Origin of the sequence: Sediminicoccus sp. BL-A-41-H5 (assembly GCF_050632405.1) — a bacterium.
GTDB lineage: Bacteria > Pseudomonadota > Alphaproteobacteria > Acetobacterales > Acetobacteraceae > Roseococcus.
The window spans coordinates 1,094,139-1,106,717 of record NZ_CP192601.1 but is presented as its reverse complement, the minus strand read 5'-3'; the positions used below and the strand labels follow the sequence as shown (position 1 = coordinate 1,106,717).

15 protein-coding genes are annotated in these 12,579 nt (G+C 71.5%); 11 read left to right on the top strand and 4 right to left on the bottom strand.

The features are described 5' to 3' along the window. Positions 1-57: 57 nt before the first annotated feature. From ACQ860_RS05550 to ACQ860_RS05535, 4 genes are all read right to left on the bottom strand, one after another. Entirely contained in the window at positions 58-735 is a 678-nt protein-coding gene (locus ACQ860_RS05550) for a nitroreductase (RefSeq protein WP_431302416.1), read from the bottom strand. A gap of 3 nt (positions 736-738) precedes the next feature. Next, on the bottom strand, positions 739-1,554 hold the full coding sequence (locus ACQ860_RS05545; protein WP_431302415.1) for a CoA synthetase: 816 nt from the start codon (positions 1,552-1,554) through the stop codon (positions 739-741). After that, complete coding sequence (locus ACQ860_RS05540; protein ID WP_431302414.1) at positions 1,551-2,372, bottom strand: CoA transferase subunit A; 822 nt, start codon at positions 2,370-2,372, stop codon at positions 1,551-1,553. The genes ACQ860_RS05545 and ACQ860_RS05540 overlap by 4 nt, the downstream gene beginning before the upstream one ends. Before the next feature lie 103 nt (positions 2,373-2,475). After that, on the bottom strand, positions 2,476-3,483 hold the full coding sequence (locus ACQ860_RS05535; RefSeq protein ID WP_431302413.1) for an alpha/beta fold hydrolase: 1,008 nt from the start codon (positions 3,481-3,483) through the stop codon (positions 2,476-2,478). A gap of 68 nt (positions 3,484-3,551) precedes the next feature. Here ACQ860_RS05535 and ACQ860_RS05530 point away from each other — a divergent pair, with 68 nt between their 5' ends. The 11 genes from ACQ860_RS05530 (at position 3,552) to ACQ860_RS05480 (ending at position 12,579) form a co-directional block, all read left to right on the top strand. Beyond that, positions 3,552-4,109 (top strand): GNAT family N-acetyltransferase, encoded by a 558-nt coding sequence (locus ACQ860_RS05530; protein ID WP_431305725.1) that lies wholly within the window; start codon positions 3,552-3,554, stop codon positions 4,107-4,109. A 118-nt stretch (positions 4,110-4,227) separates the two neighbouring features. After that, positions 4,228-4,788 carry an RNA polymerase sigma factor gene (locus tag ACQ860_RS05525; RefSeq protein WP_431302412.1) on the top strand — a complete coding sequence of 187 codons (561 nt, stop codon included), beginning with the start codon at positions 4,228-4,230 and terminating at the stop codon, positions 4,786-4,788. Next, on the top strand, positions 4,785-5,438 hold the full coding sequence (locus tag ACQ860_RS05520; RefSeq protein WP_431302411.1) for an NrsF family protein: 654 nt from the start codon (positions 4,785-4,787) through the stop codon (positions 5,436-5,438). The genes ACQ860_RS05525 and ACQ860_RS05520 overlap by 4 nt, the downstream gene beginning before the upstream one ends. Next, complete coding sequence (locus ACQ860_RS05515; RefSeq protein ID WP_431302410.1) at positions 5,435-6,079, top strand: DUF3047 domain-containing protein; 645 nt, start codon at positions 5,435-5,437, stop codon at positions 6,077-6,079. Before ACQ860_RS05520 ends, ACQ860_RS05515 begins: the two co-directional genes overlap by 4 nt. 59 nt (positions 6,080-6,138) lie before the next feature. Then, positions 6,139-7,608: a dihydrolipoyl dehydrogenase family protein gene (locus ACQ860_RS05510; RefSeq protein WP_431302409.1), complete on the top strand. Its 1,470-nt coding sequence runs from the start codon at positions 6,139-6,141 to the stop codon at positions 7,606-7,608. A gap of 77 nt (positions 7,609-7,685) precedes the next feature. After that, positions 7,686-8,363: a TVP38/TMEM64 family protein gene (locus ACQ860_RS05505; RefSeq protein ID WP_431302408.1), complete on the top strand. Its 678-nt coding sequence runs from the start codon at positions 7,686-7,688 to the stop codon at positions 8,361-8,363. Beyond that, positions 8,360-9,145 carry a DUF547 domain-containing protein gene (locus ACQ860_RS05500; protein ID WP_431302407.1) on the top strand — a complete coding sequence of 262 codons (786 nt, stop codon included), beginning with the start codon at positions 8,360-8,362 and terminating at the stop codon, positions 9,143-9,145. Before ACQ860_RS05505 ends, ACQ860_RS05500 begins: the two co-directional genes overlap by 4 nt. An 18-nt stretch (positions 9,146-9,163) precedes the next feature. Further along, positions 9,164-10,117: a radical SAM protein gene (locus ACQ860_RS05495; RefSeq protein ID WP_431302406.1), complete on the top strand. Its 954-nt coding sequence runs from the start codon at positions 9,164-9,166 to the stop codon at positions 10,115-10,117. A gap of 34 nt (positions 10,118-10,151) precedes the next feature. Continuing rightward, a complete protein-coding gene (locus ACQ860_RS05490; protein WP_431302405.1) occupies positions 10,152-11,006 on the top strand; it encodes a phosphate/phosphite/phosphonate ABC transporter substrate-binding protein in 855 nt (284 codons plus the stop codon). Further along, complete coding sequence (phnE, locus tag ACQ860_RS05485; RefSeq protein ID WP_431302404.1) at positions 11,003-11,746, top strand: phosphonate ABC transporter, permease protein PhnE; 744 nt, start codon at positions 11,003-11,005, stop codon at positions 11,744-11,746. Before ACQ860_RS05490 ends, phnE begins: the two co-directional genes overlap by 4 nt. Next, the gene (locus ACQ860_RS05480) at positions 11,743-12,579 is read left to right on the top strand and encodes a metallophosphoesterase family protein (RefSeq protein WP_431302403.1); all 837 of its coding nucleotides are present in this window, start codon (positions 11,743-11,745) and stop codon (positions 12,577-12,579) included. The genes phnE and ACQ860_RS05480 overlap by 4 nt, the downstream gene beginning before the upstream one ends.

Sequence of the window (12,579 nt, the reverse complement as noted above, 5' to 3'; positions counted from 1 at the left end):
ACTCCTTGCGGGGAGGCAGCCGGATGCGGCATCCGGGTTAAGGCTTCGCTGACGCCGTCAGTCGTCGAAGCCCACGAAGCGCACGAAATTCCCGTTCGGCTCGCGGTCGGAGGTCACGCTGTTGGCCGCGAAGCTCTCCTCCGGCCAGCCCAGCGCGATGCAGGTCATGATCACCTGGTCTTCGGGGATCTGCGCCTCCTCGCGCACGATCTCGGAGCGCATGATGCCCTGGCCGTTCACCACGGTGCCGAGGCCGCGATCCCAGGCGGCGAGGCAGATGCCGTAGCTCAGCGCGCCCAGGTCGAAATGCACGACGGCGCCTGGATCGAGCACGCGGTCATAGGTCAGCACGAGGGAGACCGGCGCGTCGAATTGACGGAAGCCGCGCATCACCCAGTCCTGGCGCATCGGCTTGTCGTCGCGGGCGATGCCCATGGCGCCGAAGAGCTTCACCGCGATCGCCACCTGGCGGGCGCGATGCACGCCCTCGTATTCGCCATGGCTGACGATGTCCCGGTTCGCCTTGGCGCCCCCGGCCATGGTCTGCATGTTGCGCTGGCGGACGCGCTCCAGCGGGGCGCCGGCCAGCACATGGACGTGCCAGGGCTGGGTGTTCATCGAGGAGGGCGCGCGCTTCGCCACCTCGATGATCTCCTCGATCAGCGCGCGGGGCACCGGGTCGGGCTTGTAGCCCCGCACGCTGCGGCGCGTGCGGGCGAGGGTCTCGTACTCCACGCCTCAGGCCGCGCGCTTGCGGCCGAAGACGCGGGCGCAGAAATCCGGATAGGTCTCCAGCATCTCGTCGCAGACGGCGCCGCGCAGCAGGGCGAGTTCCTCCTCGGTCGGCGCCGGGGTTTCGCCCACGTCATCGGCCACGTCGAAGTCGAAGCCGGTCATGGCGCGGATGCTCTCCAGCGTCTCGCCCGCATGGATGGAGGCGAGCGAGAAACGGCCGCGCTCGGGGTGGAAGTGGAAGACGCAACGCCCCGTCACCAGCGCCTGGGCATGGCCGCGGCGATAGACGCCGGGCTCGGAGATGCCGGGGGCGGAGATGTGGGCCACGCGGTCCACCAGCACACGCGGGCTGTGCTCCTCGCGGAACAGGATGGTGCGGCCGGTCATGAAATACATGAAGGCCGAGCCGAAGCTGCCCGGGAAGCGCACCTCCATCCCCGGCCAGTCGCCCGTGCCGATGAGGTTGAGGTTGGCCTGGCCGTCGATCTCGCCGCCGCCCAGGAAGAACAGGTCCACGCGGCCCTGGCCCGTCAGGTCGAAGAGCTCGCGCGAGCCATCGGTGAAGGGGTTGCCCGTGCGCTTGTGCAGGAGCGAGAGGCGCAGCGGCGCGCCCTGCTTCACGCAGAGCCAGCAGGCCGCGGCCGGGATGGGCGAGGCGGCGCCGACGGCGATGTGCGAGGTCGGCACCGCGCGGATCAGCCGCGCGATGCAGACGGCGAGAAGTTCCTCAGTCCGGTAGCTGGCTGGCGCCGGCCGATTCAGCTTTTCGGTGCTTGGGCCCGAGGGGCCCTGCGCCCTCAAATCATCGGCGGCGCTCATTCCGCGGCCACCGCCTGGCTGCCGAAGACATGTTCCGCGCACCAGGCGGCGAAGCCGGCCTCGGTCTTGGCCGCGCGGGCGTAGTCCATGATGTATGGCGTGTCGAAGCCGTATTCGTCGAGCAGGGCGGAGGGGTGCGCGCCGCGCTCGGCGATGGCGTAGCCCGAGATGTAGGTGGCGTTGATGGCGCCGGGGCAGAGGCGCTCATCCTCCAGGAAATTGCCCTCCACCACGCGCTCGACGGTGACCAGCGCGCGCTTGCTGGCATGGGCCACGGTCGCGCATTCACGCCGCCGCCCGACCCAGACATTGCCGGCGCTGTCCGCCATCACCGCGTGGAAGACGGCGACATCGGGGTTGAGCGCGGGCAGCAGGGTGATCTTCTCGCCGGTGCCGAAGGGACTCTCGATCACCTTCCAGTCGGGGCGGTTGGCCAGGATGTCGCTGCCGATCAGCCCGCGCAGCGGCATGAAGGGTACGCCCTTCTCGGTCGCCTGCAGCATGGTGTGCATCGCGGGGCAGGTGGCGTCCAGGATGCGCAGCTTCCCTTCCTTCAGCGCGGCCGAGAAGCGCGGCGCGAAGCCGGCCTCGCCGAGTGTTACCGCGCTCGTCTCCACCTGCTCCACACAGCCCGCGCCGATCAGGATGTCGGTCGCGAAGCCGGAGATGGGCACGCCCACCAGCCGCAGGCGCTTTGCACCCCGCCGGATCAGCGCCTTGGCGAGGGCGACGGAGGGGAGGGAGTTGTCGGGCGGCAGCGCGATCATCGCCCCATCGGGGATGCTCGCCGCCATCGCGTCCAGGCTCATCAGGGTCATCGGGCGTTCCTTCCTGGGGGCGAGGCTAGAGCATGATCCGCTGAGGTGGAATCACCGAAGCGGTGAATCATTCTCTCAGCAAAAAAGGCTAGACCGGTTGGGTTCAGGCTTCCAGCCACGCGCGTGTCGCGGATTTCAGGAATGCCGTGTCCTCGGCGAAGCCCAGCGGGTTGCCCGCGCGGTGGCCGTTGATGCTGGGGATGACGCGCATGTCACCATGGCGCAGATGCGGCAGCTCGGCCGCATTGTCGGCCACGCGGAAATAGAGGTCCGTCTCGCCCGGCATCAGCAGGACGCGGGCCTGGATGGCGTTCAGCGCGCGCGCGAGGTCCCCTCCATAAAGCGGGTTGGCGCTGATGTCGCCCGCATCCCAGCAGCGCGCCTGGGCGTAGAGGTTCGCCGCATCACGCGCGGTCCAGCGCGCCTCCCACTGGTTGACCAGGAAGGCCTCGAGGCTTGGCTCGCTCACGAGGTGGCGGCCGGCGCGATAGAAATCCTGGCTCAGCGCCCAGCTCGCATAGATGCGGCCATAGGCGCGAAGGGCCGCCATGGGCGGGGCGGAAAAGCGGCCGCCGCCGATATGCTCGGGGGCGGCTTCCAGCACCGCCATCAGGCTGCGGAGGAAGACCTGGTTGTGCACGGCGGTCCGCGCGCTGCCGCAGATGGCGACGATGCGCTCCACCGCCTCGGGGAAGATCGCGGCCCAGTGATAGGCCTGCTGCGCCCCCATGGACCAGCCATAGACGCAGGCGAGGCGCTCCACGCCGAACTGCTCGGCCAGCAGCCGCCGCTGGGCGCGGACATTGTCCCAGGAGGTGACGAGGGCCGGGTAGTCCGGATCGTTCGACGGGCTGGAGGAAAGGCCATTGGCGAACATGTCGGGCTGGATGATGAACCAGCGCGTGGGGTCCAGGATGCCGTCGGGCCCGATCAGCCATTCCAGCTCCTGGTGCTGGGCGGAATAGCTGGTGGGATAGAGGATGACGTTGTCCCGCTTGGGCGAGAGCGTGCCATGCGCCTTCCAGCTGAGTTTCGCGCCGCGGAACACCTCGCCCGAGAGGGTGGTCACGTCGCCCAGGGCATGCAGGCCCGTCTGGATCGGCCAGCTCATCGCAATCTCCCTCTCTGCGGCACGACTGATGTAGCCGAGGCGGCGCCCGGGGGGATAGGGTCGTGCGCATGCCCGCCATCCTGCACACGGAGCGCCTGATCCTGCGGCCGCCGACCGAGGCCGATGGGCCCGAACTCGCCGCCATCAACGGGGATGCGGCGGTGATGCGGCATTTCCCGAGCGCCCTGGACCTCGCCGCGAGCGAGGCCTTCCGCGAACGCATCGGGCGGCATTTCGCCGAGCATGGCTACGGCTTCTGGGCGGTGGAGCGGCGGGATGCGCCGGGCGTGGTGGGGCTGGTGGGCCTGCTGAACATCCCCTGGACGGCCTGGTTCACCCCCGCGGTCGAGATCGGCTGGCGAATCGCGGTCGCGCATCAGCGCCGGGGTTATGCGGAGGAGGCGGCGCGGGCGGCGCTGGCCTTCGGCTTCGGCACGCTCCGCCTGCCGGAGATCGTGGCCTTCACCATCCCGGCCAATGAACCCTCCTGGCGGCTGATGGACAGGCTCAGCATGGCGCGGGCGGGTGAGTTCGACCACCCAAACCTGGCCGAGGGTCACCCCATGCGCCGGCATCTGCTCTATCGCTTCCGGGCGGGGTCGGAAAATTCTGTTCGGCCGGCGTAACCCTCCCCCGTCGCCCATCGTAACCGGGCAGGCGCTTTCGGGCCCGGCATCGGGCCGGGCGGGCGCGGCCGAGGATGCCGGTGTCACGTCCGACCTTGTCTGGGATGGCCTCGCCAGCATGAGCGAGGCGGAGGAGCGACCGGCGCGCGATGCCCGCTGGTCCGTCCTGATGGCGCGCGCCCAGGCGGGCGATGCGCGCGCCTATGACGCGCTGCTGCGCGAATGCCTGCCCCTGCTGCGCGCCATCTGCCGGCGCCGGCTGAGCGATGCCGCCGAGGCGGAGGATGCGGTGCAGGACACGCTGCTGACGCTGCACCGGGTGCGCGCCACCTATGACCCCGCGCGGCCTTTCCGCCCCTGGATCGCCGCCATCGCCGAGCGGCGGGCGCTGGACCGGGGCCGCGGCGTGGCCCGCGGCCTTTCGCGCCACACGGTGCTGGAGGCGGCCGAGCATGTGGGGGCGGAGGGCGATGCCGAGCGGCGGCTGGATGCGGCGGAGCTCCGCGCGGCGGTGGGGGAATTGCCGGCCTCGCAGCGCACAGCCCTGCAATTGACCAAGATCGAGGCCCTGTCGCTCGCGGAAGCCAGCGCGCGTTCGGGCATGTCCATGGGGGCGTTGAAGGTCGCCACCCACCGGGCCATCCACAGCCTGCGCCGCAAGCTCGGCAAGGAATCATGACGATGCGGACCGAAGAGCTGATCACCCAGTTGAGCCGCGGCCTCAGGCCGGTGCGGCGCCTGCCGTCGCCGCTGGCCATGCTCGGGCTGTGGTGCATGTTCTGCGCGGGCGTGATCGGTGCTGCGCTGCTCGTCTCCGGCCTGCGCGCCGATTTCGCGGCCTGGCTGATGGAGGGGTTCGATCTCTATCACCTGATGTCGGCGGCGCTGGTGGCGCTGACGGCCGGCTATGCCGCCTTCCAGCTCGCCTTGCCCGATCGGGACCAGCGTTGGGCGCTGCTGCCGGTGCCGGCGGTGGTGGGCTGGCTCGTCACCATGGGCTGGGGCTGCCTCGAGGACCTCGCGCGGCTGGGGCCGGGGGCGCTGCAACTGGGCGTGAGCCTGCCCTGCCTCGGCTTCATCATCGGGCTTGGCGTGCCGATGACGGCCGCCATCGCCTTCCTCACGCGGCATGCGGCGCTGCTGCGGCCGGTGCCGGTGGCGGCACTCGGGGCGCTCTCGGCGGCCGCCTTCGCCAGCTTGGGCCTGACGCTGGTGCATGAGCTGGATGCGGCGGTGATGGTCCTCGTCTGGCATGGCATCGCCGTGCTGGTGGTGACGGCGCTGGGCGCCATGGCCGGGCCGCTGCTGATGCGGCGCGCGGCGCATTGACGGGCCGGCGCGCCACGCTCGCCCTGCCCCTGGCCGCACCGCTTGCCGCCCGGGCCGAAGCGCTGGACCCGCGCCTGGCCGAGGCGGGCTGGCGCCTGCAGGGGGTGCGCGGCCGCGCGGTGGCGCAATTCGCCTGGGATGAGGCGGGGTTCGTGCGGATCACCGCGCGGGATTCCGTGGGCTTCCTGCTGCGCCCCTTTCCCGGGCCGGCCGAGCGCCTCGGCTGGCGCTGGCGCGTGGACAGCGCGGCCCCGCCGAGCGACGCGGCCCTGCGCGGCGCCGATGACCGCTCCGCCGCCGTCCATGTGCTCTTCGCGGCGGAGGGGCCGCTCTCCTTCATGCGCCGGAGCCTGACGCCCGAGGGCATGGCCGGGCGCGGCCTGACCTATTGCTGGGGTGGGGGCGCGCCGGGCCGGCGCCTGCCCAACCCCTATGCGCCGCGCGATGGCGCCGTCATCATCCTGCGGGGCACGGAGGCGCCGCTCGCCACCTGGCTGGAGGAGGTGGTGGATGTCGCCGCCGATTACCGGCTGGCCTTCGGTGAGGCCGCGCCCGCCGTGACCCATCTGGCGCTCTCGGCCGACACGGATGACCGCGGCGGCCTGGCCGTCGCGCGGATCATCCCGCCGCGCTGGCAGTGATGGGCGTAACCTCGTCCCCGGATGCAGCGAAACCGGCACAGCGCAGCGACAGGCCCAGCATGACCCATGATGACACTCCGCCGGCGGCGGCCCGCCGCCCGCGCCTGAAGGGCGGTGTCCTGCACGCCGATCTCTGCGTGATCGGCGCGGGTTCGGGCGGGCTCTCGCTGGCCGCGGGCGCTGTGCAGATGGGCGCCTCCGTCGTGCTGGTCGAGAAGCACCGGATGGGGGGCGATTGCCTGAACACGGGCTGCGTCCCCTCCAAGGCGCTGCTGGCGGCGGCCCATGCGGCCGACGCCGCCCGCGGGGCGGTGCGCTTCGGGGTGGATGTGGCCGAACCCGTGGTGGATTTCGCGCGGGTGCACGCGCATGTGCAGGGCGTGATCGCCGCCATCGCGCCGCATGACAGCGTGGCGCGCTTCGAGGCGCTGGGCTGTACCGTCATCCAGGCCGCGGCCCGCTTCACGGGGCCGCGCGAGGTGGCGGCGGGCGGGCAGCGCATCCGCGCCCGGCGCTTCGTGGTGGCGACCGGCTCAAGCCCCGCGATCCCGCCCATCCCTGGCCTCACCGGCACGCCGTACCTGACGAACGAGACCATCTTCGAGCTGACCAAGCGGCCCGCACATCTGCTGGTGCTGGGCGGCGGCCCGATCGGCATCGAGATGGCGCAGGCCTTCCGGGGGCTGGGTTCGGCCGTGACGGTGATCCAGCGCGACACGATCCTCCCGCGCGACGAGCCCGAGGCGGTGGCCATGCTGCGCGAGATCCTGGTGGGGCAGGGCGTCACCCTGGTCGAGGGCGCGCAGGTGGCGCGCATCCGCCCCGGGGGTGGGGCCGGGGTGGAGGTCGAGCTGGGGGATGGCACGGTGATCGCGGGTTCGCACCTGCTGGTGGCGGCAGGCCGCAGGCCGCATCTCGATGGCTTGGACCTGCAGCTTGCCGGCGTTGACACCACGCCGCGCGGCATCACCGTGGATCAGCGGCTGCGCTCCAGCAACAAGCGCGTCTTCGCGGCCGGCGATGTCGCGGGCGGGCCGCAATTCACCCATGTGGCCGGCTATCACGCGGGCGTGCTGATCCGGAACATCCTCTTCGGCCTGCCCGCCCGGGTGGATTACGGCGCCTTGCCCTGGGTGACCTATTGCGACCCCGAACTCGCGCATGTGGGCCTGACCGAGGCCGAGGCGCGGCTGGCCAGCCACCCGGTCCAGGTGCTGCTGCAGCCGCTCTCGGGCAATGACCGCGCGGTGGCCGAGCGCAGCACGGAGGGGCTGGCCAAGATCATCCTGGGCGGCGACGGGCGCATCCTCGGCGCCACCATCCTCGCACCCCGCGCGGGCGAGATGATCGGCCTCTGGGGCCTCGCGATCCAGCAGAAGCTGAAGATCGGCGCGGTGGCGCAGATGATGGCGCCCTATCCCACCATGTCCGAGCTCTCGAAGCGGGCGGCGGGCGGCTTCTACACGCCCAGCCTGTTCTCGGCGCGCACGCGGCGGATCGTGGGCTGGATCCAGAGGCTGCTGCCATGATGCCTCCATCCGATGGCCAAAAGCCCGAACGGCCTGGAGGGCTGAATCGGCTCGGCCGTTTGCTCAAGGACCGGCGCATGTGGCTCGCGCTCGGCGCCATCGCGCTGCTGCTCGGCCTGCGCGCGGCGGGGCTGGGTGAGCTGCTTTCGCTGGAGGCGCTGGCGCGGCATCGCGAGGCGCTGTCCGCGCTGGTCGCGCAGCATGCGGTGCTCGCGGCCGGCGGCTATGTCCTGACCTATGCGGCGGCCGTCGCGCTCTCGGTGCCCGGCGCGGTGATCCTCACGCTCGCCGGCGGCTTCCTCTTCGGCGCCTGGCTCGGCACGCTGCTCACCGTGCTGGGGGCCACCATCGGCGCCACCCTCGTCTTCCTCTTCGCCCGCACCATCTTCGGCGAGAACGCGCTGGACCGCTTCGGCGCCCCGGCGCAGCGCCTGGCCGAGGGCATCCGCCGCAATGCCGCCTCCTATCTGCTGGTGCTGCGGCTGGTGCCGCTGTTCCCCTTCTTCCTGGTCAATCTCGTTCCGGCCTTCGTCGGCGTGAGGCTGCCGATCTATGTGCTCACCACCTTTTTCGGGATCATGCCCGGCACCTTCGTCTTCAGCCTGACCGGAGCGGGACTCGGCTCCATCCTGGATGCCGGCGGCACGCTCGATCTCGGCTCGGTGCTGACCCCGCAGGTGCTCGGCGCCCTGCTGGGCCTTGCCGCGCTCTCCCTCGCCGCCATCCCGCTCAAGAACAGGTTCGCCGCGAAATGATCCGGCGCCGCGCCCTCGGCCTGCTGGCCCCTCCCATCCTGGCGGCCCCCGCACGGGCCGCCGAGTCCGCGCTCGACATGCTGCTCGGCCGCTACGCCAGCACGCCGGCCGATGGCGTCACGCGTGTCGCCTATGGGCGCTGGAAGGCGAATGCCACCGACATGGCGGCGCTGGATGCCTGGATCGCCGAGGCCGCGACGCGCCGACCCTCCGCCATGCCGCGGGGCGAGGCTTTTGCCTTCTGGGCCAATCTCTACAACGCCCTCACGCTCAAGGTCGTGCTGGAGCGATACCCGGTGCGCTCCATCAAGGAGATCCGCTCGACCGGCGTGGGGCTCGACCCCCGGCAATTCCTCGGGCCATGGCGCACGCGCCTCGTCACCATCGAGGGCACGCGCATGTCGCTCGACGACATCGAGCACGGCACCATGCGCCCGACCTTCCGCGACCCGCGCGTGCATGACGCGGTGAACTGCGCCTCGATCGGCTGCCCGAACCTGCCGCCGCGCGCCTGGCGCGCGGCGAGCCTGGAGGCGGATCTGGATGCGGCCGCGCGCGCCTTCGTGAACCATCCGCGCGGCGCCGCGTTGCTGCCGGGCGGGGGCTTGCGCGTCTCCTCCATCTATCGCTGGTTCCGCGAGGATTTCGGCGGCGATGATGCGGGGGTGATCGCGCATCTGCGGCGCTACGCGGCGCCGCCGCTGGCCGAGGCGCTGCGAAATGTCACCCGCATCGCGGAAGATGCCTATGATTGGGCGTTGAACGACGCGACACCGACCTGATTCCCGGAGAGCCCCGCCTTGTCCCTTCGCAGCCAGACCACCCCACCGCTCCAGCCCGGCAAGTTCCAGGACCCGGTGCTGACGTTGAAGGGCGAGCGGCGGGCCAGCGTCGGCCTCGCGGCGCTGGAGACGCTCTGGTTCAACACCGGCACGCTGTGCAACATCACCTGCGCCAATTGCTACATCGAGAGCAGCCCGCGCAATGACGCGCTGGTCTATCTCAGCGCCGCCGAGGTGCGCGACTACCTGGACGAAGCGGCCGCCTTCCCGGTGCGGGAGGTGGGCTTCACCGGCGGCGAGCCCTTCATGAACCCGGACCTCGTTCCCATGCTGGACGACGTCCTCTCGCGCGGCTTGCGCGCGCTGGTGCTGACCAACGCGATGCAGCCCATGCGGCGCTACGCGGCGCCGCTGCTGGCGCTGCGCGAGAAGCACGGCATGGGCAACCTCATCCTGCGCGTGAGCCTCGATCATCACGACGCCGCCATCCATGACCTGGAGCGGGGCCCAGGCAGCTTCGCGCGCAGCATGGAGGGAATCGTCTGGCTCGCGCGGGAGGGCTTCACGCTGAATGTCGCCGGCCGGGCGGGCTTCGGCGCGGAGGATGAGGCGGCGATGCGCGCGGGCTTCGCGGGCCTCTTCGCCGAATATGGCATCCCGGTGGATGCCCATGATCCCGTGGAGCTGATGCTCTTCCCCGAGATGGATGCGGGGCGGGACGTGCCCGAGATCACCGAGGCCTGCTGGGGCATCCTGAAGAAGTCGCCGGACTCCATGATGTGCGCCTCCTCCCGCATGGTCGTGAAGCGCAAGGGCGCCGCGCGCCCCGCCGTGCTGGCCTGCACGCTGCTCGCTTACGACGAGCGCTTCGAACTGGGCGACACGCTCGCCGAGGCGAACCGGCCGGTCGCGCTCAACCACCCGCATTGCGCGACCTTCTGCGTCCTGGGCGGGGCGGCCTGCAGCCGGTGATGCGCCACCTCCCTCGCCAGAAAGGCCGCGCCGCATGACATCCCGCCGTTCCCTCCTCGCGGCACCCCTGCTGCTCCCGGGCTTGGCCGCCGCGCAGTCCCGCACGCCGATCCGCTTCGCCGTCGGTCCCTTCCAGCCGACCGCGGGCGATACGCGCCGCGCCTTCGAGCCCTTCTTCGCGCATCTCGCGCAGGCCCTCGGCCGGCCCCATGAACTCACCGTCACCACCGACTGGGCGGGCATCGCCGTCGCGCTGGGGTCGGGCCAGGTTGATGCGGCCTGGATGGGGCCCTGGGGCTATGTGCTGGCGCGGGACCGCGCGCGGGCCGAGGCGCTGGCGACGGTGCTCTACCAGGGGCGGCCCACCTATCACGCCATCATCCTGGCGCGCGCCGGCCTCGCCCTCGCCCGCTTCCCGGATGATGCGCGCGGCCTCTCCATCTCCTTCGCCGATGCGGGATCCACCAGCGGCTGGCTCATCCCGCATCACTGGTTCGCGCAGCAGGGCATCGATGTGCGCCGCTTCTTCCAGTATCGCGACGGTGCCAGCCATGCGGCGAACGTGATCTCGGTGGCGTCCGGCCAAGTGGATCTCGCGACCGATTTCGACCGGAACTTCAACGCCATGCTGGCGGCCGGCCGGGTGCGGCCCGAGCAGGCGCGCATCGTCTGGCAGAGCGAGCCCCTGCCCAATGACGCGCTGGCCGTGCGGCATGACCTGGATGCGGGCACGAAGTCCGCCTTGGCCGCCGCCGCACTCGCCATCACACCCGAGCAGGCCCTGCGCGTCATGCCGCCCAATTACACGGGCTGGGTGGCGGCGACCCCCACCACCTATGCGCTGATCGAGGCGGCGGGGCGTTCGCTGGGGCGGCTGCGGACTTCGTGAAGCCTGTCGGCTGGCTTGCCTTTGTCGCGCTGCTCCTGGGCTCGGCCTGGGTGGTGGCGCCTGATCCGGCGCGGCTCGCTTCCGGCCTGCCGCGCCTCATGGGCTGGCTGGCCGGCGCCTGGCCGCCGGATTTCTCGGAAGGGCGCGACATCGCGCGCCGCGCGGGCGAGACGCTGGGCATCGCCACCCTGGGCACCTTTGCCGCCGCGCTGATGGCCGCTCCGCTCGCGTTGGTTGCCACACGGCAGGTGACGCCGAGCTTCGCGCTCTACCACCCGCTGCGCGCCGTGCTGGATGCGCTGCGCGGGGTGGATGGCTTCGTCTTCGCCCTGCTGTTCGTCGCCGCCGTGGGCCTCGGCCCCTTCGCCGGCATGCTGGGGGTGGCACTCCATTCGGCGGGCTCCGTCGCCAAGCTCTGGTCCGAGGCGATGGAGGAGGCCGACCCGCGGCCGGCCGAGGCCATCCTCGCCGTCGGCGGTTCGCGCTGGCATGTGGCGCTCTGCGCGCTGGTGCCGCAGACCCTGCCGCAGAATCTGGGCGGGCTGCTCTATGTGTGGGAGGCGAATATCCGCGCCTCCACCGTGCTCGGGCTGGTGGGCGCGGGCGGCCTCGGGCAGGAGCTGAAGAACGCGGTGGACCTGCTGGATTTCAACCGCGTGCTGGCCATCCTCATCGTCATTGTCGCGCTCACCCTCGCCGCCGATCGCATCAGCGGCGCGCTCCGGAGAAGCCTCGCATGATCCCGCTCATCCGCCTCGACGCGCCCATGCTCGTCTTCGGCGGGCCTTATTCGAATCTCCAGGCGACACAGGCCGTGCTGGCGGAAGCCGCCCGGCGCGGCATCGCGGGCGATCGCATCCTCTGCACCGGCGATGTCGTCGCCTATGCCGCCGATGCGGCCGCCTGCTGCGACCTCATGATGGAGAGCGGCGCCCTCGTGCTGATGGGCAATTGCGAGGAGAACCTGGCCGCCGAGGCGGAGGATTGCGGCTGCGGCTTCGAGGAGGACACGGCCTGCGACCTGCTCTCGCGCGCCTGGTACGCGCATGCCAACCGGCAGGTCACGCCGCGCCACCGCGCCTGGATGGGCGGGCTGCCGCGCCAGCTCCATCTGGAATTGCCCGACCGGCGGCGGCTGGCCGTGCTGCATGGCGGCGCCACCGAGATCAGCCGCTTCCTCTTCGCCTCCGCGCCCGAGCCGGTGCTGCTGGAGGAGCTGGCCGAGACCGCCTGCCAGGGCGTGATCGCCGGGCATTGCGGCATCCCCTTCGCGCGGCGGCTCATGGGCGGCGGGCTCTGGCTCAATGCGGGGGCGGTGGGCATGCCCGCCAATGACGGCACGCCGCGGAGCTGGTTCGCGCTGCTGACGCCCTCGCCGCGCGCACTCACCGTCGAGATCCTGCCGCTCGACTACGACCATGCGGCGGCGGCGGCGGCCATGCGCGCGGCCGGCCTGCCCGAGGGCTATGCGGCGGGGCTGGAGACCGGGCTCTGGCCTTCCTGCGACGTGCTGCCGAGCCTGGAGCTGGCCGCGCGCGCGCGGGCGCTGCAGCCGCTGCGCCTCGTCTGGTGA

Excerpts from the sequence above, each read along its gene's own strand:
- ACQ860_RS05545 (WP_431302415.1), bottom strand. The coding sequence starts at position 1,554 with ATGAGCGCCGCCGATGATTTGAGGGCGCAGGGCCCCTCGGGCCCAAGC.
- ACQ860_RS05540 (WP_431302414.1), bottom strand. The coding sequence starts at position 2,372 with ATGACCCTGATGAGCCTGGACGCGATGGCGGCGAGCATCCCCGATGGG.
- ACQ860_RS05535 (WP_431302413.1), bottom strand. The coding sequence starts at position 3,483 with ATGAGCTGGCCGATCCAGACGGGCCTGCATGCCCTGGGCGACGTGACC.
- ACQ860_RS05530 (WP_431305725.1), top strand. The coding sequence starts at position 3,552 with ATGCCCGCCATCCTGCACACGGAGCGCCTGATCCTGCGGCCGCCGACC.
- ACQ860_RS05525 (WP_431302412.1), top strand. The coding sequence starts at position 4,228 with ATGAGCGAGGCGGAGGAGCGACCGGCGCGCGATGCCCGCTGGTCCGTC.
- ACQ860_RS05520 (WP_431302411.1), top strand. The coding sequence starts at position 4,785 with ATGACGATGCGGACCGAAGAGCTGATCACCCAGTTGAGCCGCGGCCTC.
- ACQ860_RS05510 (WP_431302409.1), top strand. The coding sequence starts at position 6,139 with ATGACCCATGATGACACTCCGCCGGCGGCGGCCCGCCGCCCGCGCCTG.
- ACQ860_RS05505 (WP_431302408.1), top strand. The coding sequence starts at position 7,686 with ATGTGGCTCGCGCTCGGCGCCATCGCGCTGCTGCTCGGCCTGCGCGCG.
- ACQ860_RS05500 (WP_431302407.1), top strand. The coding sequence starts at position 8,360 with ATGATCCGGCGCCGCGCCCTCGGCCTGCTGGCCCCTCCCATCCTGGCG.
- ACQ860_RS05490 (WP_431302405.1), top strand. The coding sequence starts at position 10,152 with ATGACATCCCGCCGTTCCCTCCTCGCGGCACCCCTGCTGCTCCCGGGC.
- ACQ860_RS05480 (WP_431302403.1), top strand. The coding sequence starts at position 11,743 with ATGATCCCGCTCATCCGCCTCGACGCGCCCATGCTCGTCTTCGGCGGG.